The following is a 21,144-nucleotide window of genomic DNA, read 5'->3' as shown; positions in this document are numbered from 1 at the left end:
TCTGCCGGTGGTCACGCTAGATATGGGGTGTCATGTACGTCAAGCGGATTGAGCTGACCCGATTTAAGTCGTTTGGCAGCACAACCTCGATACCTCTGTTGCCGGGGTTCACGGTTATTTCTGGCCCCAATGGCTCCGGTAAGTCTAACATCCTGGATGGGATCCTGTTTGCGCTGGGGTTATCGTCCTCGCGGGGGATGCGGGCAGAGAGGCTTTTGGATTTGGTGCATTCCGGCAGCCTCAACGGCAATCGGCAGGTGGAAACCCATGTTTCTGTCACCTTTGAGCTGGGGCCGGGAGAAGATGGTCAGCCCAGGGAATGGAAAGTCAGTCGCCGGCTGCGGGTCAAGCCCGGAAAGGCTGAGGATCCCACTCGCGATAGCGGGACGGATTCTCTCCCCTACACCAGCACTTTCTACATCAACGATGTGCCCTGTACCCTGAGCGAGCTGCACGAACAACTGGAGGCGATGCACATCTACCCCAACGGCTACAACGTCGTTTTACAGGGGGATGTCACCAGCATCATTTCCATGCACCCCAAGGAACGGCGGCAGATCATCGACGAATTGGCGGGGGTGGCCACCTTCGACCGCAAGATCGCCCAGGCCAACAGCAAGCTGGAGGCGGTACGGGAACAAATTGAGCGCTTTCGGCTCATCGAACAAGAATGGCAAGCTCAAGGAGAGCGGCTGCTCAGAGAGAGCGAAAAGGCCCAACACTATCAGCAACTGCGGCTGCAGTTGCAAACGCTGGAGCAGCAGCAACAGGTGTTGCTTTGGCGGCATTTGCAGGCCCAAGTGGAAGAAACCCAGGCGGCCATTCAGCAGCTTCTGGAGGCTCAGGAGCAGGCCACCGCTCAGGTGCAGACCTTGAGCGAGCATTTGCAGCAAGCCGAAGCCGCCCTGACCGAGTTGCAAAGCCGCATCCACGCCCTTGGAGAGGAGGAATACCTGCACCTGCAAGCCCAGATTGCCGCCGCCGAAGCACAGCGGCAACAGGTCAGCCAACAGATCGCAGCCTGGCAGCAGGAGATCGAGCAAGCGCAGCGCCTACATCAGGAGCGGCAAACCCAACAGCAGCATCTGCAGGCGGAGCTGGAACACCTGCACAGCCAACAGGAGCAACTGGCCCAAGCCCAGGGATCCCTGCAGGCCCAGGTTCAGAAAGCCCAAATTAGCTTGGAACAGAGCCGCGAACAGCTGCGCGCCCTAGCCCAATCCGCTGATGCCTGGGTGAAACAGCAGCGCTACCTCACCCGCCACATTGAGGAACTTCGCGCCGAACAGGAGCCTCTCCAACAGGAGCAAATTCGCCTGCAAGAGCGACAACGGCAACTGGAACGGCAAAGCCAAGAGATCCAGGCGGAGATTGCCCAGATCGAGGCGTGGCTGGGATCCCACCTGGCCCTCACCGCCGAGCTGGAACACACTTGCCGACAGTCGGAAGCTCAGGTTCAAACTTTGGCCCAAGAGCTGGCGCAACTGCAGGCCGGCCTGGAGCTGGATCGCGCCACCCACGAGCGCCTCACCGTCGAGCTGCACGCCAAGCAGCGGCAACTGGACAAATGGGAAACCCGCCGCCAAGTGTTGCAAGAATCCCAGGGATCCCGGGCGACCCAAGCCATCCTGAGTGCCCGTCTGCCGGGGGTTTTGGGGTTGGTGGCCCAGTTGGGGCAGGTGGATCCCCAGTATCAACTGGCCCTGGAGGTTGCAGCAGGCAACCGGCTGCACTTTGTGGTGGTGGAGGATGACACCGTGGCCGTGAGCGCTGTCAACTTTTTGAAACGGGAAAAAGCCGGACGCGCCACCTTTTTGCCCTTGAATAAGCTCCAGCCCACCCGCCCCCCCAGCCCCCTGAAATTGGACGGCCTGATCGACTACGCCATTCGTTTGGTGCGTTTTGAAGAGCGCTACCGGGATGTTTTCGGCTTTGTGTTCGGCTCCACCCTGGTTTTCCAAAGCCTAGAGCTGGCCCAGCCCCACATCGGCAAGCACCGCATGGTTACTCTGGAAGGGGAGCTGTTGGAAACTTCGGGCGCCATGACCGGCGGCAGCGCCCCCCAGCGAGCTGGGATCCACTTTTCTGCCGGCGAACCTTCCGAGGAGGCCGCCTTGCGCTCCCGCTTGGCCGAGCTGGAGGAACTGCTGGCCGCCCTCACCCTGCGCCTACAAGCAGCCCAAGCCCGCGAAAAACAACTGGCCCAAGCCCTGCTCCTGGCTCGCCAAGACGCCCTGCAAGCCCAGCAATATCTGGAGCGGCACCAAGCCGACTGCCAAAAGCAACAGGCCCGCCTGCAACACCTGCAGGGATCCCTGGCGCAAAGGCAAAGCGAAAGCCACCAGATCCAGCAGCGGCTCCAGCAGATTCAACTGCGTTGGGATCCCTTGCAACAGCGCCTGGCCGATCTCACCCTCAAGCTCAGCCAACTGGAGGGATCCCCGGTGAACCAACATTGGCAGCAACTGCAGCAGACGGTGCAGCAGCAGGAAAGTCGCTTGGCAGAGCTGCAGCAGCAACTGGCCCAACTGGAGCGGCAACAGCAGGAGAACTCCGGCCAACAACACCTGAAACAGGCCCAAATCCAGCACCACCAGGAGCGCCTGCAAGAGAGCGAACAGCGCCAAGCCCATCTGCAGGAGCAGATCGTCCAAGCCCAAGCCACCCTTGGTCACATCCAGCAGCACCTTGCCGAGCAACGGCAACAGATAAGCCAGATCGAGGCCCGCCTCGCCCACCTGCGCCAAGAGCGGGATCGGCAAGAATTCCAATTGCGGGCTCAACAACAGCAAATCCAACGCCTGGAGTGGGAACGCTACAACGCCCTCACCCAACAACAGGAAAAAGAGGCTCTGCTGGCCCAACTGCAAACCCAACTGCAAGCGGTGGTTCAAGAGCTGCCGGATCCGCTGCCCGACTTGCCCGCCACCCTGACCTTAGACGAGCTGCAGCGGCAAAAACGCAAAATCGAAGAGCAATTGCGATCCCTGGAGCCGGTAAACATGCTGGCCATTGCCGAATACGAACAGACCCAAGCTCGCCTGCGGGATCTCAGCGCCAAACTGGAAACCCTGCACCAAGAGCGCACCGAGTTGTTGCTGCGCATCGAGAACTTTTCCACCCTGCGTCGGCAAGCCTTCTTGGATGCCTTTCATGCCGTCAACGGCCATTTTCAGACCATCTTTGCCCAACTTTCCGATGGGGATGGCCATTTGGAATTGGAAAACCCAGAGGATCCCTTTGCGGGCGGTCTAACCTTGGTGGCCCACCCCAAAGGTAAGCCGGTGCGCCGTCTCAGCGCCATGTCGGGAGGAGAAAAATCCTTGACAGCCCTCAGCTTTATTTTTGCTCTGCAGCGATTCCGCCCTTCCAGCTTTTACGCCTTTGATGAAGTAGATATGTTTTTGGACGGGGCCAATGTGGAAAAATTGGCCAATATGATCTGGCAGCAATCTCGTCAGGCGCAGTTTTTGGTGGTCAGTTTACGCCGCCCCATGATCGAAAAAGCTGAGCACACCATTGGTGTAACCCAGGCCCGCGGTGCATACACTCAGGTGATCGGCCTGACCAAACCCGCCCCTCACCCCAGTTAAGATGTGGCTTGGTTAAGAGCAGAGGGCAAATCCTGAGGTCCCATTAGACTCATTCTAAGAATGGTTTAGGAGTGTCCAAACGCCTGCCATGGTTGCTCTGACTCTGAATCTATCCCCCCTGACAACCCTGAGCCGAGCAGATTTTATTCGGCTTTGTGCCGCCAATCCTGACCTGAAGCTGGAGCGCACTGCCCAAGGAGAATTGGTTATCATGTCTCCAACCGGCGGGGAAACCGGCCACTGGAATGCCGAAATCACCACAGACTTAACTCTTTGGAACCGGCAATCGGGCAGAGGGAAAAGTTTCGATTCTTCCACCGGATTTTCCTTGCCTTCAGGCAGCGACCGCTCCCCTGATTTGGCCTGGATCCCGATTGAAAAGTGGGAAGCTTTGGATCCCTCAGTCCGTCAAGGATTTTTGCCCTTGTGCCCCGATTTTGTGGTGGAGATCCTCTCGCCCACCGATTCTTGGATCCAAACTCAGGCCAAGATGCAAGAATACATGGACAACGGCTGCCGGCTGGGGTGGCTGCTGGATCCCAAGGCCAAGCGGGTGATGATCTACCGACAAGGGCAAGCGCCGGAATTGGTCGAAGATCCGGAAACCCTATCAGGAGAGGACGTGCTGCCGGGCTTCACCTTGCCCATTCGCAAGATCTGGTCGGCTTGATATGAGTAGCTTTCACGGATTTACGATCCCTGATACAGCTTTTTTCCACACCCTTAACCCAGCCAACTCTGATGGATCTCTTGCATGACAGGGATCCCACGCAATTGCAGAACTCTCCCAACCTTGGAAACAGCTGCAGTAAAAATGTTGAGCGATAGGCCAAAAACAGGCGGAGTCACACTACCATGGCTGCTCTGACTCTGAATCTATCTCCCCTGATAACCCTCAGCCGAGCAGATTTTATCCGGCTTTGTGCCGCCAATCCTGAGCTGAAGCTGGAGCGTACTGCCCAAGGAGAATTGGTCATCATGTCTCCAACCGGTGGGGAAACGGGCAATCTTAACTTTGAAATTGCCGGGGAAGTTTATGTTTGGAACCGGCAATCGGGCCGAGGGAAAAGCTTTGATTCTTCCACCGGATTTTCCTTGCCTTCAGGCAGCGACCGCTCCCCTGATTTGGCCTGGATCCCGATTGAAAAGTGGGAAGCTTTGGATCCCTCAGTCCGTCAAGGATTTTTGCCCCTGTGCCCCGATTTTGTGGTGGAGATCCTCTCGCCCACCGACTCTTGGATTCAAACTCAGGCCAAGATGCAAGAATACATGGACAACGGCTGCCGGCTGGGGTGGCTGCTGGATCCCAAGGCCAAGCGGGTGATGATCTACCGACAAGGGCAAGCGCCGCAATTGGTCGAAGATCCGGAAACCTTATCGGGAGAGGACGTGCTGCCGGGCTTCACCTTGCCCATCCGCAAGATCTGGTCCACCTGACATTCTACGGTCGTTTTATAGTCATTTTAGACAGGAATGAAACATTTCTGTTGTATTGTGTATTGGTTCCTAACTCCCCTCTCCCAAAGGAAGAGGGGCTGGGAGTGGTCGCAGAAGCTGCACGGAATGCTTGAGGAGTGTCTCAATCTAGTTTGGAATGACTATAGTCCTCAGATTGGGGTCTTTCGCGCAATTCTGGCGAGACTGGGATCTTGGCCAGGCTGGATAAGGCCCACCGCTGCCTTTTGCACCTGCTGGACTTCTTGCAAAAGCTGCAAGTAAAAAGTCCGTCGTTCCCAATCCAGATCTCGGAGCCCACAGCCCGGCTCTCGATGGTGCAGGCAATCGCGAAACTGACAGGCGCCCAAGCGATCCCTTACTTCGGGGAAGCACCGTATCAACTGCAAAGGATGCACCGGCGGGATCCCTTCGCCAGCATTGAATCCCGGCGAATCGGCGATCCAACCGCCTTCCGGCAAAGGAAACAGCTCCACATGGCGGGTGGTGTGCCGACCATGGCCCAAACGTCTGGAGACGGCCTGAGTGGCCAGCCGAACTTCCGGCAGCAGCCGATTGAGCAAGCTGGATTTGCCCACCCCAGAAGGGCCTGTCACCACCGAGATCTGATCTCGACAGCACTGTTGCAACTGGGGGATCCCAGCTTGGGTGTGGGCACTGACCAACAGAGGCTCATATCCCCACCTCTGCAGACGCTCCACCCAAGTTGTCGCCACTTCTGGATCCACGCAGTCGCATTTGTTCAACACCACCTGAACCCGCAGTTGGCTGGCCTCGGCTTGCACCAGCAGACGACTGAGGGCGTTGGGCTCAGGGTCGGGCTCGGCCAGGGCCACCACCACCAGAACTTGGGTCGCGTTGGCAATAGCAGGTCGAGGCAGTTGAGTGCGCCGCGGCAGGATCGCCTCGATCACCCCCCGCTCCGGCCAGAGGTCGGCGGCAGCAGGCGGCAAGTGCACCTCCACCCAGTCCCCCACCATCACCTGCTGGCCCGTTTTTTTCAGCTTGGCCCGACAGGTACAGAGAATCTCTGCCGGGGTGGGCTTTTGAGCCGGAAACTGAGCCGGGATCTCGGGAAAAAGGGCGGCCAAACTCGGATCGATCCGCACGCGATAAAAGTTGGCCTGCGCTGCGCGCACCCAGCCGGTACAATCTTTTCCTTCCGGTTTCACCGGGTTCATGGCGACGCAGGTGTGCCGCGACGCACCCAGAGAATGTAATGGCCTTCGGGGGAAGCTGCCTGTCCCTCAATCCGATGCCCGGCCATGGCTAGACTGTTGGGCACCTGCTCCAGAGGTTCTCCCGCATCCAGCCATAGCTCCAGCAGTTCTCCAGGAGCCATGCGCTCCAGGCGCAGCTTCGCCCGCACGTAGTTGAGTGGGCAAGGGATCCCGCGCTGGTCAAGGACAAGCTTGACCTCTTCTGACGAAACAGCCTCTGCAGTCATTCTTCCTCACGCTCCCGGTTGCCAGGCATCTGGGCCAGCCCCCGCAACAACCCGCCCAAGAAACCATCCCGCTTGTTGATGCGTTCTCCGTGCAGCTCAGCCAGGCGCATGAGCAATTCCCGCTCTTCTGAGCTGATGCGGGTGGGGATCTCCACCACCAAGGTGATTTGGTGGTCGCCCCGAGACATCGGGTTGCCAATGCGAGGTACCCCCTTGCCCTCCAGGGTCAGCACTGTACCCGGCTGGGATCCGGCTGGGATGGTCAGCTCCACCTCCTCCTCCAGGCCGGCTTTCGAGTCCACGGTGGGCACAGAGACCTTGGCCCCCAAGATGGCCTGCAAATAGCTCACCCGCACCTCCGAGAGAATGGTCAGGCCATCTCGCTGGAAGTCGGGATCCGGCTCCACAAACAGGTAGACGTAGAGATCCCCGGGCGGGCCACCGCGTCGACCGGCATCGCCTTCCCCAGAAACCCGCAAACGGGTGCCACTGTCTACACCGGCTGGGATGTTGATGCGCAGTTTCTTCGTGGTTTGGGCCAAGCCCTCGCCGTTGCAGTTGCAGCAGGGCTCTTCCAACACCTGACCGCTGCCACCACAGGTGGGACAAACCGAGACCTGGGTAAAGTTGCCAAACGGCGTGCGGGTTGCCCGCCGCACCTGACCACTGCCCCCGCAGGTGGGGCAAGTTTTCACCTCCGTACCGGGCTTGGCCCCGCTGCCCCCACAGACATTGCAGACCTCCAGGTGGCTGATGCGAATTTGCTTTTCGCCGCCGAAGATGGCTTCCAGAAACTCCAGTTTTAGGTCAAAGCGCAGATCATCGCCCCGTACCGGCCCCTGGCGACTGCGGGCATAGCTGGCTCCTGCCCCTGCAAAGTTGGTGAAAAAGCTCTCGAAAATGTCGGCAAAGCCACCCATCCCCGCAAAATCCTGGAATCCACTTGCTGCCGCAGCAGCTCCACTCAAACCCGCTTCTCCAAAGCGATCGTAGCGGGCTTTTAGCTCATTATCAGAGAGCACCTCATAGGCACGGTTGATCTCTTTGAAGCGCTCCTCGGCGCCTGGCTCCTTGTTGACATCCGGGTGGTACTTACGAGCCAACCGTCGATAGGCGCGCTTGATCTCCTCTTTGGAGCTATCGCGGCTAACTCCCAAGATTTCATAGTAGTCGCGAGCCATAGAAGCGCTTCAGAAGAGGTTAAAGATCAAAACATCAGACACACTTGAGATGCAACTTGTCAGGCAGCACAACCGAAGCAGACCTACAAGGCACCGGAGCTGGGGGAGAGCAAGCAGTTGCCTAGAATCCTCAGCGAGCTCCATAGATCTCGCTACCCATCTCCAGCAGGACAGCCCGCAGTTCTTCCATTGCGTTCCGTAAAGTTGCTAAGTCTACGTTATCATTTGCCAGCAATGCCCTCAATGTGCCCGCCACCTGAGCCCCCCGCTGGATTCGAGCTTCGCTGAGGCGATTGCCATGCTCCTGCAGGGTTTTGTCGTAGTTGTAGAGCAGGCTATCTGACTGGTTGCGGGCTTCCACCAACTGCCGCCGGCGCTGATCTTCTTCGGCATAGGCCTCCGCTTCCCGACGCATTCGCTCGATCTCGCTGCTGCTCAAGCCACCGTTGTTGGTGATCTTGACGCTCTGCTCGATTCCTGTCCCCTTTTCCCGAGCCGAGACTTTCAAGATCCCGTTGGCATCGATGTCAAAAGAAACCTCGATCTGGGGCACCCCACGGGGAGCCGGCGGGATCCCGGTCAGCTGAAAGCGGCCCAAGGTTTTGTTGTCTTTGGCCATGGCCCGCTCTCCCTGCAGGACGTGAATCTCCACCACACTCTGGCCATCGGTGGCAGTGGAGAAAATCTGGGTTTTACTGGTGGGAATGGTGGTGTTGCGCTCGATGATGCGGGTGAAGACTCCCCCCAGCGTTTCCACCCCAATCGAGAGAGGGATCACGTCCAGCAGCAGTAGATCTTTCACTTCTCCACCCACCACGCCTGCCTGGATGGCAGCGCCAAGGGCCACCGCCTCGTCCGGGTTGACAGAGCGATCTGGGTTTTTTTTGAAGATTTGCCGAATTTTCTCCTGGACAGCGGGAATACGAGTAGAGCCGCCCACCAGCAGCACGCGGTCGATGTCTGCAGGGGAGAGGCCAGCATCCCGCAGCGCCTGTTCTGTAGGCTCCACGGTGGCCTCCACCAGATCCCGCACCAACTCCTCAAACTTGCCGCGGGTCAGCTCCACTTCCAGGTGCTTGGGCCCCGAATCGTCGGCGGTGATAAAAGGCAGGTTAATGAGTGTAACCTGGGTGCTGGACAGCTCAATTTTGGCCTTCTCAGCAGCCTCCCGCATCCGCTGCAGGGCCATGCGATCCCGCGAGAGGTCGATCCCTTCCGTCTCCAAAAACTGACGGATGAGCCAATCGACAATTCTTTGGTCGAAATCATCCCCCCCCAGGTGGTTGTTGCCGGCAGTCGCTTGCACCTCAAACACGCCGCTGCCCAGTTGCAGCACCGAGACATCGAAGGTGCCGCCACCCAAATCGAAAACCAGAATGCGTAGGTCTTGATCTTGTTTGTCTAGGCCATAGGCCAGGGCGGCTGCTGTCGGCTCGTTGATGATGCGCAGCACCTCCAGGCCGGCAATGGTGCCCGCATCTTTGGTGGCCTGCCGCTGGGCATCGGTAAAATAGGCGGGAACGGTGATCACGGCTTGGGTCACCGGCTCCCCCAGATAGGCCTCCGCATCGGCCTTCAGCTTTTGCAGGATCATGGCGGAGATCTCCTGCGGAGTGTAGGCGCGATCTTGCACCGCCACTTCCACCATGTTGTCTCGACCGGGGATGACTTTGTAGGGAACCCGCCTCCGCTCATCTTCGGTCTCGGCAAAGGTGCGGCCAATGAAGCGTTTGATGCTGAAGATGGTGTTTTCAGCATTGGTAACCGCCTGGCGCTTGGCCAGTTGGCCCACCAAGCGGGTGTTGTTCTTGGCGAAGCCGACAATGCTGGGGGTGGTGCGCCCTCCCTCGGCGTTGGTAATCACAACGGGCTGACCACCTTCCAAAACCGCCACGCAACTGTTGGTGGTTCCCAGGTCAATCCCGATGACTTTACCCATAGCCCCCTCTTCCCGTGCGCCAAGTCTCAACCCAAGAACGCGATTCCACGGATCTTAAAAGCATTCTGCCCAGAATCCCGCAGAAACCTTCAGACGTTGCTTTCGTCTCCGTAGCTTTACTGTAGCGTTTCTGAGACTGCTCTGGCTCTGTTTGTCAAGGTTCAAGTGAGCAAGTTCGGCTAGGAAGGTTGGGGGTTTTGGGGAGAGGCGGGCGTGTTTTCCGGACCAGCTTCGATGGTGGCTTGGGCTGGGGGGGATGGTTCAGAGCTGGGGCTGCCCGCCGAGACGGCCACCATGGCATGACGGATCACCAAGTCCCCCAGCTTGTAACCTGGCTGATATTCGATGGCTACCACATCCTCGGGATAGTCTGGGCTGGGCTGACGGGCTATGGCTTCGTGCAGGTTGGGGTCGAAGGGCTGGCCCACCGATTTCATGCGGGAGACGCCCATCTTCTTCAGGCATTCCACCAGCAGGCGGTAGACGCTCTGGTAGCTGTTGTGCAACTCCCGCTCGCGGTCGGTTTCCAGCTTCAGCTGCTGCTGAGCCCGCTCAAAGCTGTCCACAACAGGCAAGATCTCCAGCACAAATTTCTGCCGTTCTTTTTGGCTGAACTCTTCTTTTTCCCGCTGGGTACGCCGCCGGTAGTTTTCAAAATCGGCGTAGAGGCGCAGGTAGGCGTCTTCTTTCTCTTTGAGTTGCTGGCGGACAACTTCCAACTCGTGCTGGAGCTGCTTGAGAGCTTCACCGGGATCTGGAGAAGGCTCAGCTGCGGTTTCTCCGGAGGAGGTACCGGCTTCTGCTTCGCTATCTTCCAAAATCAGCTTCTCCAGCTCTGCCTCTACGTCGATCTCTTCTTCCTGTAGTTCAGGATAGGTATCTTCTGGGGCCATCGGTTGCTTCTCTTCGGCAGTCATGGGCGATGTCGGCAAGTGTGAGCAATGAGCAGTGACTCGGATATCCCCAGTTTGGCAGTTTCAAAACCGCCGCTGCACTCAGCCAAACCAGGCTCTGTGTTGATCGTATTCTACCGGGTTCTCTTTCAGCCAGTTGAAGTCAATATCTTTTCTTTCCTAGCCGACCAGCAGATGTTCCCGTGGCCGGCCCAGGCAATCGGGGAAGTAGATCTTGGCCAAGTCGGGGATTAGGCGCCAGTTGGGGCTGTAGATGGGTTGAATGGGGGAGTGGGTGTGAATATAGTAGACCAGAAAGTCGCGGATGCTATCGGCTGAGATCCACAGGGTTTGGGCTTCTTGGAACATGCTGTAACCGCCGCCGCCGCCGGCTCGGTAGTGGTTAATGGCCAGGCGAAAGGTCTGTGCTGGTTCCACCGGCTGTCCGCGGAATTGTAAGGTCACCAGGCGCTTTCCTACGGGGCGGGTGAGATCGAAGCAGTAGTCGATGCCGTGGTAGAGGTCGAAGGTGTAGCCGCGGGCTTCGGGGGCCACGACGGCAGCAGGATCGGCGGGAAGGTGATTGGGATCCAACTGGCGAAAATAGCCGGCAGTCTGTTCCAGGGCGCGCCGCAGAATATCTCCGGTGATCTCCAAAACGCAGAGGGTGTTGTCGTAGACGGTGAGGCTGTAGGCATCTTGCAGGGAGATGGGGCCTGCTGACAGGCCGGCGCTGCTGCAGATGTTGACCAGGGAGAGCTCTGCGGGGAATCCTGCCTCCCGCACTGCTTGCAATTGGGCCTGATGGAGCAGCTCTGCCAGAGGGTTGGCCCCCAGACGGGCTGCCAGACCGCCGCTATAGGCAGAACGGGCTTGGCCAATGGGCTGACGGATGTAGCGCAGGGTGGCTTGATGATAGGGCTCTGTCAAGGCCAAGAGTTCGGGATCGGGAGGGATCCCTTCGGCGGAGAGGAGCTGTGCGCTTTTGCTGATGATTTGCCAGCGGCTGCCCTGGCGCTCCAGCTCCAGGGATACCTGGGAGAGGTGGCTGCCCCAATAGCCGGGCTGAACTACCAGAGCTTGGGATCCCCCCAGACCGGCGATGGTCTGGTGGGTATGGCCGGAGAGGATGACGTCAATGCCGTCCAGTTCGGCCAGGGCCAACAGTTCGTTTTCCCCTGCCAGGCTTTTGTTGCTGCACCAGCCGGAGCGATCTGGGTTGTGCCAATGCTCAGGGGTGCGCAGGGCGGGCAATTGGTTGGGGCCGCTGTGCAGGATCAAGATCAAAACATCCACCTGAGGTCGCAGCAGCGATAGGTAGTGTCGGGCGGTCTCCAACAAGGGGGCAAAGCGCAGCCCCGCAATGTAGTCGGGTCGCTCCCAGGTGTCGATGCGGGGGGTGGTCAGCCCTAGCAAGCCAACGCGAACCCCGGCCAATTCCCGGATCAGGTAGGGCTGGAAGAGGGGATCCCCATTCTGGCGGAGGATGTTGGCGCAGAGCACCGGACAGCGGAGATCGCCGATAAAATCCTGGAGAACTTGCAGCCCAAAGTTAAAGTCGTGGTTGCCGGGGGTAAAGGCGTCGTAGCCCAAGGCGTTGAGAGCATGAGCCAAGGGGTGAGGGGAGACGCGCTCCACTTGCGCATAGTAGCTGCCTAAAGGGGATCCCTGAATGGTGTCGCCGCTGTCGATGAGCAGGACGGGATCCTCACTGGCTGCTCGCACGCGCTTGATGAGGGTGGCCAGCTTGGCTAAACCGTGCTCCGCAGGGATCCCGGTGAAGTAGTTCCAGGGATGTAGATTGGCATGGAGATCCGAAGTGTGGAGAATTGTTAATCGCATTCTCATATCATAGCCAAAGTCAAAGCCCAACCCAAACTCGTCAGCCCAGCAAGAACAGCACCTGCACACAGCCCACCAAAAAGCCGAGGAGGCCGCCTAAGTTGACAATGGCCTGGAGTTCTTGGCGCACAATCTGCTGGATGGCCTGCTCCAGGTCGGCAGGGGAGGTGGCGTTGACTTTATCGGCGATGACCTGATCCAGGTTCAACACCGGGATCACCTGCATCATCAGGGATTCGAGATCCCGTTCTAGGTAGCGCTCCAAGACCAAAGCCAGGTCGGCGCTGATCTGATCGATGGAGGTGATCAACGCCTTGGAGTTGCGCAGGCGTCCCAACACCAGGCTGGCCACTTTTTCCCAATCGATGGTCTCCCCCAGCCCTTTGATAACCTCTGGCCCTTGGCTGCGCAGGTAATCTTGGATCCCGTCGCGGAGGGCACGGCGCAACTGACGCACGGCGGAAACCGGCAGGTTTTGCAGCGAGAGGTTCTGCAGGATCTCGGTCAGGCGGCGGGAGGCGTTGATGTCTTTGAGCAGATCTTCCAAGATGGCTTCTGCCCCTTCCGGCTCTTCTAGACAATAGGTGCGCAGGCGCAACAGGGCATTTTTCAGGCCGAACAAGTTGGCCACCACCCAGTAGGAGCCGGTCGCTCGTTCACGAAACTCCTCGTCAAGGGATTCGATGTTGCGATCGGTGAGAAAGTCCACCAAGTTCTGCCGCAACACCTTTGGGGGCAGCGCCTGCTTCAGGATCCACTCCGAGAGCTGCTTGGCCTGCTCGGCACTGAGACGCAGCTCCAGCAACACTTGGTCGAACAGTTGGTTAATCGGCCCTTCCAAAAAGGTTTCTTGACGGGCCAGCACCTTCACCAGGCGGGGCAACGACTCGTTAAACAGATCGGCCAAAATGCGCGCCAACACCTGGGCGGTTTGCTGCTGCTGCTCAGGGTTTTGCAGCCGATCCAGAGCTACCCCCAGCAGCCAGCGGATCCCAGCTTGCATGCGCTCGGTTTGCAGCAGCTTGCGGGCCAGATTGTGCAGTTCCTCCGGCGTGAGCAGGGATCCCATGATGGTCTTGGCGATCTGCTTGGCCAGACGGGGTTGGTTCTGCGGGATCAAACCGGGGGTGAAGGGGATGCGCCAGCCGAAAACCCGATAGGGGCGGTAGGGCCGGAACAGCATTTTGATGGCAATGTCGTTGGTGAAATAGCCGATCACCAGCCCGGCCAGCGGGGGCACAACGTAGATCCAGAAGGCCATGGAAGCAATTGAGGGTGCTCTCTTCTACTCTACTGACCTGCCCCAGCGCAAGAGAGCGTTGACCAGTTATTGGATGATCAGGCTATCGGTCAGTTCCAGCTCCACCAACGTATTGGGCTGCAGCGTCACCACCCGGTCAATATTGGTACTGCCTGCCGCAGCGCCGGCCAAGCTGCCGGCCAAGATCGGCAAAAAGCCCCATCCCCCCGTGAGGATCCCCAAGGCCAACCCACCTGCTGCCCCATAGCCTGCCCCGCGGGCTACAGTTGTGCCGACGTCGGCGTTGCGATCCAACCCGACTGGTAGCGGCGCAGATTGGCCTCTCACCAAGTAGGTGGAAGAGCCGATGGTGAGGCGGTTGGCCACAAAGCGGCTGCCGACGACCCGCTCTTGGGGATCGGCGCTCTCCGCCTCCCGGCCAGACAACTTCAGTTCTCGGTAAACCGGCTCAAAAGTGCCCCACACTACACTCCCTGCCGGGATCACCACCTGGCCAAAGCGATCCACCACCGGCTCGGAGACTTCCAGGTGGCCGTTGATGGCCTGGTAGGGCTGGAAAGTGATGGGGCGGTAGACCGTGAGGAGAATACGGGTGCCGGCAGGCAGCTCGCCCCGCGTGGCTCCAGGGAGATCCCCACCTGGGCTGAGGTCGGGCCGACGTTGATAGGAATAGGCCTCGCCTTGGGGGAGTTGTCCACCTGGGGCCGCTTGAACGGGCACCACCGGGATCGGATCCAAGGCCGGAGCTGTGGGATCCAGCGGCATTTGCGGCACCTGAGGTACCGGTGGCAGGGCCGTGGCAGAGCTGGGGGAGGGCGGAGCACTCAGCAAGGGCAAGGTAGGGACGGGATCCCCCCTGGGGGGCACCGGCTGAGGGGTGAACTCGAACTGCTGAGCGGCAACCGGGGCAACAGCAGCGGCCATCAACATCCCACCCGACACCCCCCAAAAGGAACTCCTCTGCAACAAATGCAGGAACGGCTGCAAGGTTGAGCTCATGGATCCCATCCGGTCGCAACTGGCAGTAGCTTAACATCCTGCCCCGCTTGTGCCCACTAGATTTAGTAGGTATTAAGGGATCAGAAGCTCTTAAAACACTATTGAGCCTGTTCGGGGTCTGGATCGAGTTTTCCCTAGGGGCTGGGGGAAGGAGAAGGAGTCGGTCCGCCGGGATCCCCTGGCTGGGGGGCTGGGGATTCTGGCTTAGGAGACTCTGTAGCCTCACTCTCCTGAGCCTCGGGGCTGGACTCCGGCTTGGGTTCTGCAGGAGACCGTCCTTCTGGAGAAGGAGAAGGTGAAGGCTCCCCGCCAGGCTGTGGAGTCGGAGTGGGTGTAGCTTCCGGCGTGGGGGTCGGTGTGGGTGGCGTGGGGGTGAGTGTTGGGGCGGGCGTAGGTGTCGGGGTTGGTGTTGAAGTCAGCGTGGGAGTGGGTGTTGCTGTCGGTGTTGGGGTTGGTGTTGGGGTCGGTGTGGGTGTCGCTGCTGGTGTCGGGGTTGGTGTTGGAGTTGGTGTGGGAGTGGGCTGGGCGGCCTGCACCTGGAAAGACCACTGCTGGATGGTGGTGTTGCCGCTGGTATCGGCAATTTGGACGGCGATCAAGGTCGGTCGATCGGTGGGCAGCGGCTCGGCTGGGGTGTAGGCGAAGCCGGTGCGGGTGAGCTGGGCTTGGGCGGTGACATCCGCGTTGTTCACCAGCAAGGTAAAGCTATTGAGGTCGATTCCCTGGTCGTCCTGGAAACGGGCTGAGATGGAGGGGCGAGAGTTGTCGGTTAGGGATCCATTGGGAGGGGCCAGTTCGCTGATGGTGGGGAAGGTGGTGTCGGTAACCCGCCCGATGGTAATGGTTTTGTCCGGCAACTGCACCAGGGTCACCAGTCCATCCCGCTCCAGGCGGGCGAAAACAGGGGCTTCTGAGGCTCGGTCTTGGCTGCGGAAGGTGTAGCTGCCCTCGTATTGCCCTGGGCGGGTTTCCTGCAGCGGCAGGTTGTAGGCAATGCCGGGGATGGAAAACGATCCCTGCGCACCTGGGGATCCCAGCAAAAACACGGTAATCGTATCTCCTGGGTTTACAGATCCCAGCTCTTCGCGGGCAAAGAAGGTTCTCACCTCTGGAGCGGCGGGCAGCGTTTCCACCAGAGGCTCAATGGGAATGTCTGGCGTGGCCAGGGGTTCGGGCGTAGGGGTGACCTGGGCAAGGAGCTCGGTGCGGATCCCAGGGCCGGGAATGGCAGCCCCCACCGGCGGATCCAAATTGGGCACCCGGCCCACCTTGGCCAGCGCTTGGTAGGTAAGGGCAGCCACTTCCCCCCGCGTGGCCACCGCCTGGGCATTCAATTGAGTGGGGTTGGGGTAGAGCACCAACAGCCCTTCCTGAACCGCTGTCGCGATGGGGGCGCGGGCAAAGTTGGGAACCAAATTGGCATCGCCAAACCCGGCCAGGATCGCGTCAATTTGACCGGGATCCTCGATGAGCCTACCGTTGGTGGCGGCACGGGTCAGGACAGTGATGGCCTGCGCACGGGTGAGCACATCGTTGGGGCGAAAGGTGCCGTCCGGAAAGCCGGAAACAAACCCTGCCGCTGCCGCCGCGCCGATGGAGGGAGCCGCCCAACTGGGAATGGGATCGGCAAAGGAGCGCACAGGAACGTTGGTATCTAGGCCAAAAGCCTTGGTGACAATAACGGCAAATTGGGCACGGGTGATGGACTCGTTGGGGCGAAAGGTGCCATCCGGGAAGCCACCGATGATCTGTCGTTCATTCAACCCGGCAATGTACTGGGCACCCCAATAGGTGCTGATATCGGACAGTTGGGCCCAAGCGGGATCCCCAAGCCAGGCCAAGCTGCTGCAACTGATCACCAAAGCGGCGGTTTTCCAACCCTGCCAAAGGGAAAGCTCACGCATCGTTCACACCTCAGGTTCTGGGTACGGGATTTACAGTCTTGGATCCCCACTCTTGGCTGGGAGAGGCCATAGAAACTGGCCGGACAGAAAAGTTGGAGAGGATATCCAAACCGCACATCCAGACGAGGAAACCTTCTGAAAAGTTCTGTCTGGCCACCGGTTTCGCCAACCTTTCAGGGGGCAGGATTGGGGTAGCGCTGGTGCACCGCCTCGATCTCCGCCAGGAGCTGCGGGGACAGTTCCACATCCAGGCAACTGAGGTTCTCTTTAAGTTGGGTCAGGCTGGTGGCCCCGATGATGGTGCTGGTAACAAACCAGCGGCTGCGCACAAAGGCCAAAGCCAACTGGGCCGGTGTCAGGCCGTGCCGGCGGGCAATTTGCACATAGGCGGCCACCGCTTCTTCCACATTGGGCTTGCGGTACCGCTGGCCAAAGCCTTCAAACAAGGCCAAACGGGATCCCGGCGGCTTCACCCCCCCCAGATACTTGCCCGTCAGCAGCCCAAAGGCCAAGGGGCTGTAGGCCAGCAATCCCACCTGCTCGTGGCGGCAGACTTCCGCCAGGCCCATTTCAAACGTGCGGTTGATGAGGCTGTAGGCATTCTGAATCGAGACCACCTTGGGCAGGCCCAGCTGCTCGGCCACGTGGCAGAACTTGCTCACCCCCCAAGGGGTTTCGTTGCTCAGGCCGATGTAGCGAATGAGACCCTCTTGCACCAATTCCGCCAGAGCCTGCAACTGCTCGGCGATGGGAACGGTGGGCCGCTCTTGGCTGGGATCGTAGGCAACGCCCCCAAACAGGGGCACGTAGCGATCCGGCCAGTGGATCTGGTAGAGGTCGATGTAGTCGGTCTTCAGGCGTTTGAGGCTATCGGCCACCGCCTGCTTGAGGTTGTCGCGGGTGATGGACAGGGATCCGCCGCGAATCCAATGCCAGGGCCGACCAGGGCCGGTGATCTTGGTGGCCAGGATCAGGCGATGCCGCGGTTGGTGTTGCAGCCACTCGCCGATGTAGCGCTCGGTGGATCCCTGGGTTTCCGCCCGCGCCGGCACCGGGTACATCTCGGCGGTATCGATGAAGTTGATCCCGTGCTCCACCGCGTAGTCGAGTTGTTCAAAAGCCTCGGCCAAAGTATTTTGCTGCCCAAAGGTCATGGTGCCCAGGCAGATCTCCGAAACTTGCAAAGGGCTGTGGCCAAGCTGGCGGTAGCGCATGGGGAATCTCCATCTAGACAGCACGCCAGTCCCCATTCTGCCCAAAACCTGTCGGCCCACGGGATCCGCCGCTCTGCCCCCCTCCTACCTCGGTGCGGATCCCAGCAGGGGAACGTACTCGCGGTAGAGCTGACCCAAAATTTCCAGACCAATGCGGGTGCGGCTATCGGGGGGGCGAGCCTCAATGGCCGCCTTGACTTGTAAAATCGTGCCCACCGGATAGGGGGAGCGCAGCTCCTCCCGCTTGCCCAAAAACACATCGGTGAAGTAGTCGATCAGCCGCTTGACTTCTCCCACGTCCTTGCGGGAAATGTCCATATCCAAAACAGTGGTCAACTTGGCCCGCATGGCCTGAAAACTTTGCTGGCTGGTATTGAGGGCCACCCGTTTGGCCAGGCTATCCACCACAATTCGGGTGATTTTCTCTACATTTTGAGTCACAATTTCTCGGTGGCGGGCGGCAAAGCGCAACTGAACCTCATCCAGAAATCGTTCTCGTTCCAGAATCTGGATGCCCTGTTGCTCCAAATCCACCCCATAGCTCTGCAATTGCTTATACTGATTCAAAACCCATTGGTTGTAGAAGGAATCCGCCAAAACTCGCCAATAGCCGATGAGGGTGGCCTCGGCAGAGGGAACGCTGACCAAATAGGCCTCGCTGGTGATCAGGCGCAAATGCTCTGTCAGCTTGTCTCGCTCCTTCTCATCCAAGTAGGAGGTGCGCGGCACCCAAACTGCCCCGTACTCGCTTTTCACCTCTCCGGGCAGGGATCCGAAGAGGGTGTCAAAAAACTGATGAATGCTGAAGAGGAGAAACTTTTCCGGATCCTGAAGGCGGGTGAGCAGTTCCTGTTTTTTCTCCTCCTGATATTGGGCCACCAATTGCTGGGCCTCGGTGATCTGGCCGCGGGCCACCTCCACATCTTGCCGCAGCTTTTCAATCTCTTCTGAGCTCACCATCTCAACACCAGTAGGCTCCCGTTCCCCGCTGAAATAGCTGCCCCCCGGCCCGGTGCCCCCAATCCCCACCAGGGGAGCGTCGCTGTCATTGTTCAGGGTTAAGAGGCGAGAAAGAGCCTGGAGGCGAACTCGCCCACTGGCAGAGCGCAGGGATCCCAGCTCCACCGAATCCCCACTTTCCCAACCGTCCAACCCACCAATGCGGTAGAGCGTGTAAAAATACTTGCTGAGCAGAAGCGCCAGCAGATGCCTGTTCTTGACCTCGTTGTACTCTAAGTAGGCCCGCAGACACAGTTGGAAAGCGATGTTGGGCAAGCTGCGGCACACCCTCATAATCTGGGTGTAGACCCTCTGCAGGTGAGGCCGAAAGCTGCGTGGGATCGCCTCGGGCCGTAGGCCACGCAACAGAAACTCCTGCTGGCGCAGATCCTGAGGGGTGAAGTAAAAGCTTTCTTGCCAAAGCAGCTCATCCAAGTCGCGGGCAAAAATCGGTTTTAAATGATCGATAATCTGCACCACAACCGACTCGGTGAAGGCCGGGATAACCTTTTCGATGTGAAGCTGATCGTAAACAGAGCGCAGCCGCTCGCTGCGGAAGTCTTCGATGGAGATCAGCCCCTTCATAGTCCCGATCCGACCGTCGCTCAGCAGGAACTTATAGACCACTTCGGCAGTGGCCCCTGGGGAGAGAACGGGAGTTCCTGTCAAGTCGGGGCAGATTTGCAGGGGGCGTAGCAGGCGGCTGGTTTCGCTGACGCTGAAGCAACTCCAAGCTGCTGGGTTCAACACCACCGACGATAGGCCGGCCAACAATTGCTTCTCATCCAAGTCCTCCAGCCGGATTTCTCCCCTGTGAGCTTCGCTAGGTCCCGGAGGCAAGCTCGCCCGCGAATCCTGAACGGCGGAAGGGGATAAGGATGGGGGAGATGTGCTCATGCGGTAAAGGCTATTGAATCTTAACGTTCACTCTAAGTCGGCGAAGGATGGATGAGTGTGATCTGTATCTCTGTATCCAATGAAAGTCTCTCAAGAAGAATCTGCCCAGAATCTGCCTCGAATTGTCTCCCGCCACCAGTATCTGGAAACGGTTAGCTTTTGGGTAGCGTGCAACCACGGTTTTGAGGATCCACAAATCGATACGTACCTTCAGCTCTGATGGATGAGGCTGCTGAGGCTTCACCCCTTTGTCGTGGACTGCTTGCCGAGCTGGTTTTCCTGCTGCAACCCCTAAGCTAGGATGAAAGATCTGCCTACCAGTATGGGGTATTGGGCTGGAGTTGGGTTTGAATGCGTTTTGACTTTGGGATTGGGGTGCAGCGGTCATGACGACCATTTTGATTGTTGACGACGATCCCACAATTCGGCTGGTGTTGAAGCGATCCCTGGAGCGACAGGGCTACACCGTGGAGATGGCCAGCAACGGTTCCGAGGGACTGGAGCAAGCCCACCTGCTGGTGCCGGGGCTGATCATCTGCGATTGGATGATGCCGGACATGGATGGACTAGAGGTTTGCCGACGCATCAAAGCCGATCCCAAGTTTTCCACGACGTTTTTTATTTTGCTCACCGCTCGCACCGAGGTCGAAGACCGCATCCAGGGCCTGGATGCCGGAGCAGATGAATTTCTAAGCAAACCCATCGACCCCAATGAGTTGCGGGCACGTGTGCGGGCCGGGCTGCGCTTGCACCAGCTCAGCTATGACCTGCAGCAGCAAACGGCCAGGTTACGGGCAGAATTGGCCGAGGCGGCCAGCTATGTGCGTTCTCTCCTGCCGGAGCCGGCCTATTTTCCCGACTGCAAAGTGACCCTCGAGTGGCGCTTTTTACCCTCCCAGGAATTGGGGGGAGATTCGTTTAACTATCATTGGCTGGATGAGGAACACCTGGCCATCTATCTGCTGGATGTGTCGGGGCATGGGGTGGGATCCGCTTTGTTGTCGGTGTCGGTGATGAACCAGTTGCGCGCTCAAGGCTTGGCCGATGCCGATCCCCGCCAGCCGGACGCGGTCTTGCGCGCCCTCAACCACTCTTTTCAAATGGGATCCCACCATGAGATGTACTTCACCCTTTGGTATGGGGTTTATCAGCCGGGATCCCGTCTGCTCTCTTTTGCCAGTGCCGGCCACCCACCTGCTCTGCTCATCCAGGGTCAGGATTCGCTCCTGCTGAAGACTGCCAACTTGCCCATTGGCATTTTGCCCGACCTCACTTTTCAAAGGGATCAGGTGCGGATCCCGGAGAACAGCCATCTCTACCTGTTCAGTGATGGAGTTTACGAAGTCATAAACCCCCAGAGAGAAATCTGGGGGCTGGACAATTTGATAGCCCTGCTGAGCAAGGGCGCTGGCAATAGTTTGGATCAGGTGATCCATCAGGCCCAATCCTTTCAGGGGCGGACGGACTTTGAAGATGATTTTTCCCTGCTCCGCGTCAGCTTTGGTTAGAGGTGGGTTGTG

The 21,144-nt window shown here is 58.9% G+C and carries 15 protein-coding genes; 4 read left to right on the top strand and 11 right to left on the bottom strand.

Annotated elements, in window-relative coordinates; genetic code table 11:
• Positions 1 to 32 precede the first annotated feature (32 nt).
• From smc to ACVWZ1_RS01625, 3 genes are all read left to right on the top strand, one after another.
• Positions 33 to 3,593: a chromosome segregation protein SMC gene (gene smc, locus ACVWZ1_RS01635; protein WP_457465400.1), complete on the top strand. Its 3,561-nt coding sequence runs from the start codon at positions 33 to 35 to the stop codon at positions 3,591 to 3,593.
• An 88-nt stretch (positions 3,594 to 3,681) separates the two neighbouring features.
• Positions 3,682 to 4,263 carry a Uma2 family endonuclease gene (locus tag ACVWZ1_RS01630; protein WP_011434474.1) on the top strand — a complete coding sequence of 194 codons (582 nt, stop codon included), beginning with the start codon at positions 3,682 to 3,684 and terminating at the stop codon, positions 4,261 to 4,263.
• Between the two features lie 185 nt (positions 4,264 to 4,448).
• On the top strand, positions 4,449 to 5,030 hold the full coding sequence (locus ACVWZ1_RS01625) for a Uma2 family endonuclease (protein ID WP_457465401.1): 582 nt from the start codon (positions 4,449 to 4,451) through the stop codon (positions 5,028 to 5,030).
• Positions 5,031 to 5,200: 170 nt separating this feature from the next.
• On the opposite strand, the gene rsgA is transcribed toward ACVWZ1_RS01625, so the two are convergent.
• From rsgA to ACVWZ1_RS01570, 11 genes are all read right to left on the bottom strand, one after another.
• The gene (gene rsgA, locus ACVWZ1_RS01620; RefSeq protein WP_457465402.1) at positions 5,201 to 6,229 is read right to left on the bottom strand and encodes a ribosome small subunit-dependent GTPase A; all 1,029 of its coding nucleotides are present in this window, start codon (positions 6,227 to 6,229) and stop codon (positions 5,201 to 5,203) included.
• Entirely contained in the window at positions 6,226 to 6,495 is a 270-nt protein-coding gene (locus ACVWZ1_RS01615) for a sulfurtransferase TusA family protein (protein ID WP_414398404.1), read from the bottom strand. The genes rsgA and ACVWZ1_RS01615 overlap by 4 nt, the downstream gene beginning before the upstream one ends.
• A complete protein-coding gene (dnaJ, locus tag ACVWZ1_RS01610) occupies positions 6,492 to 7,676 on the bottom strand; it encodes a molecular chaperone DnaJ (RefSeq protein WP_457502358.1) in 1,185 nt (394 codons plus the stop codon). The genes ACVWZ1_RS01615 and dnaJ overlap by 4 nt, the downstream gene beginning before the upstream one ends.
• 130 nt (positions 7,677 to 7,806) lie before the next feature.
• Complete coding sequence (gene dnaK, locus ACVWZ1_RS01605) at positions 7,807 to 9,615, bottom strand: molecular chaperone DnaK (RefSeq protein WP_414329166.1); 1,809 nt, start codon at positions 9,613 to 9,615, stop codon at positions 7,807 to 7,809.
• Between the two features lie 179 nt (positions 9,616 to 9,794).
• A complete protein-coding gene (grpE, locus tag ACVWZ1_RS01600; protein ID WP_414407151.1) occupies positions 9,795 to 10,532 on the bottom strand; it encodes a nucleotide exchange factor GrpE in 738 nt (245 codons plus the stop codon).
• Positions 10,533 to 10,688: 156 nt separating this feature from the next.
• Complete coding sequence (locus ACVWZ1_RS01595) at positions 10,689 to 12,350, bottom strand: bifunctional metallophosphatase/5'-nucleotidase (RefSeq protein WP_457502357.1); 1,662 nt, start codon at positions 12,348 to 12,350, stop codon at positions 10,689 to 10,691.
• A gap of 40 nt (positions 12,351 to 12,390) precedes the next feature.
• Positions 12,391 to 13,611: a DUF445 domain-containing protein gene (locus tag ACVWZ1_RS01590; RefSeq protein WP_414374087.1), complete on the bottom strand. Its 1,221-nt coding sequence runs from the start codon at positions 13,609 to 13,611 to the stop codon at positions 12,391 to 12,393.
• A gap of 66 nt (positions 13,612 to 13,677) precedes the next feature.
• Positions 13,678 to 14,610 (bottom strand): hypothetical protein, encoded by a 933-nt coding sequence (locus tag ACVWZ1_RS01585; protein ID WP_457502356.1) that lies wholly within the window; start codon positions 14,608 to 14,610, stop codon positions 13,678 to 13,680.
• Positions 14,611 to 14,744: 134 nt separating this feature from the next.
• Positions 14,745 to 16,514 (bottom strand): S-layer homology domain-containing protein, encoded by a 1,770-nt coding sequence (locus tag ACVWZ1_RS01580; protein ID WP_457502355.1) that lies wholly within the window; start codon positions 16,512 to 16,514, stop codon positions 14,745 to 14,747.
• A 173-nt stretch (positions 16,515 to 16,687) separates the two neighbouring features.
• The gene (locus ACVWZ1_RS01575) at positions 16,688 to 17,728 is read right to left on the bottom strand and encodes an NADP(H)-dependent aldo-keto reductase (RefSeq protein ID WP_457502354.1); all 1,041 of its coding nucleotides are present in this window, start codon (positions 17,726 to 17,728) and stop codon (positions 16,688 to 16,690) included.
• A gap of 84 nt (positions 17,729 to 17,812) precedes the next feature.
• Positions 17,813 to 19,567: a hypothetical protein gene (locus tag ACVWZ1_RS01570; protein ID WP_457502353.1), complete on the bottom strand. Its 1,755-nt coding sequence runs from the start codon at positions 19,565 to 19,567 to the stop codon at positions 17,813 to 17,815.
• 443 nt (positions 19,568 to 20,010) lie between these two features.
• On the opposite strand from ACVWZ1_RS01570, the gene ACVWZ1_RS01565 reads away from it, so the two are divergent.
• A complete protein-coding gene (locus ACVWZ1_RS01565) occupies positions 20,011 to 21,132 on the top strand; it encodes a PP2C family protein-serine/threonine phosphatase (RefSeq protein ID WP_457502352.1) in 1,122 nt (373 codons plus the stop codon).
• Positions 21,133 to 21,144: the final 12 nt, after the last annotated feature.

The sequence above is a fragment of the Thermostichus sp. MS-CIW-25 genome (assembly GCF_054060015.1).
The sequence above is the reverse complement of the archived record's forward strand: the minus strand, read 5'-3'. Positions and strand labels throughout refer to the sequence as shown.

What these genes read in the sequence shown, in the direction of transcription:
- ACVWZ1_RS01595 (WP_457502357.1), bottom strand. Translation starts at nt 12,350, where the DNA reads ATGCGATTAACAATTCTCCACACTTCGGATCTCCATGCCAATCTACAT.
- ACVWZ1_RS01575 (WP_457502354.1), bottom strand. Translation starts at nt 17,728, where the DNA reads ATGCGCTACCGCCAGCTTGGCCACAGCCCTTTGCAAGTTTCGGAGATC.
- ACVWZ1_RS01580 (WP_457502355.1), bottom strand. Translation starts at nt 16,514, where the DNA reads ATGCGTGAGCTTTCCCTTTGGCAGGGTTGGAAAACCGCCGCTTTGGTG.
- dnaK (WP_414329166.1), bottom strand. Translation starts at nt 9,615, where the DNA reads ATGGGTAAAGTCATCGGGATTGACCTGGGAACCACCAACAGTTGCGTG.
- rsgA (WP_457465402.1), bottom strand. Translation starts at nt 6,229, where the DNA reads ATGAACCCGGTGAAACCGGAAGGAAAAGATTGTACCGGCTGGGTGCGC.
- smc (WP_457465400.1), top strand. Translation starts at nt 33, where the DNA reads ATGTACGTCAAGCGGATTGAGCTGACCCGATTTAAGTCGTTTGGCAGC.
- ACVWZ1_RS01625 (WP_457465401.1), top strand. Translation starts at nt 4,449, where the DNA reads ATGGCTGCTCTGACTCTGAATCTATCTCCCCTGATAACCCTCAGCCGA.
- dnaJ (WP_457502358.1), bottom strand. Translation starts at nt 7,676, where the DNA reads ATGGCTCGCGACTACTATGAAATCTTGGGAGTTAGCCGCGATAGCTCC.
- ACVWZ1_RS01615 (WP_414398404.1), bottom strand. Translation starts at nt 6,495, where the DNA reads ATGACTGCAGAGGCTGTTTCGTCAGAAGAGGTCAAGCTTGTCCTTGAC.
- ACVWZ1_RS01565 (WP_457502352.1), top strand. Translation starts at nt 20,011, where the DNA reads ATGACGACCATTTTGATTGTTGACGACGATCCCACAATTCGGCTGGTG.
- ACVWZ1_RS01630 (WP_011434474.1), top strand. Translation starts at nt 3,682, where the DNA reads ATGGTTGCTCTGACTCTGAATCTATCCCCCCTGACAACCCTGAGCCGA.
- ACVWZ1_RS01590 (WP_414374087.1), bottom strand. Translation starts at nt 13,611, where the DNA reads ATGGCCTTCTGGATCTACGTTGTGCCCCCGCTGGCCGGGCTGGTGATC.
- ACVWZ1_RS01585 (WP_457502356.1), bottom strand. Translation starts at nt 14,610, where the DNA reads ATGAGCTCAACCTTGCAGCCGTTCCTGCATTTGTTGCAGAGGAGTTCC.
- grpE (WP_414407151.1), bottom strand. Translation starts at nt 10,532, where the DNA reads ATGACTGCCGAAGAGAAGCAACCGATGGCCCCAGAAGATACCTATCCT.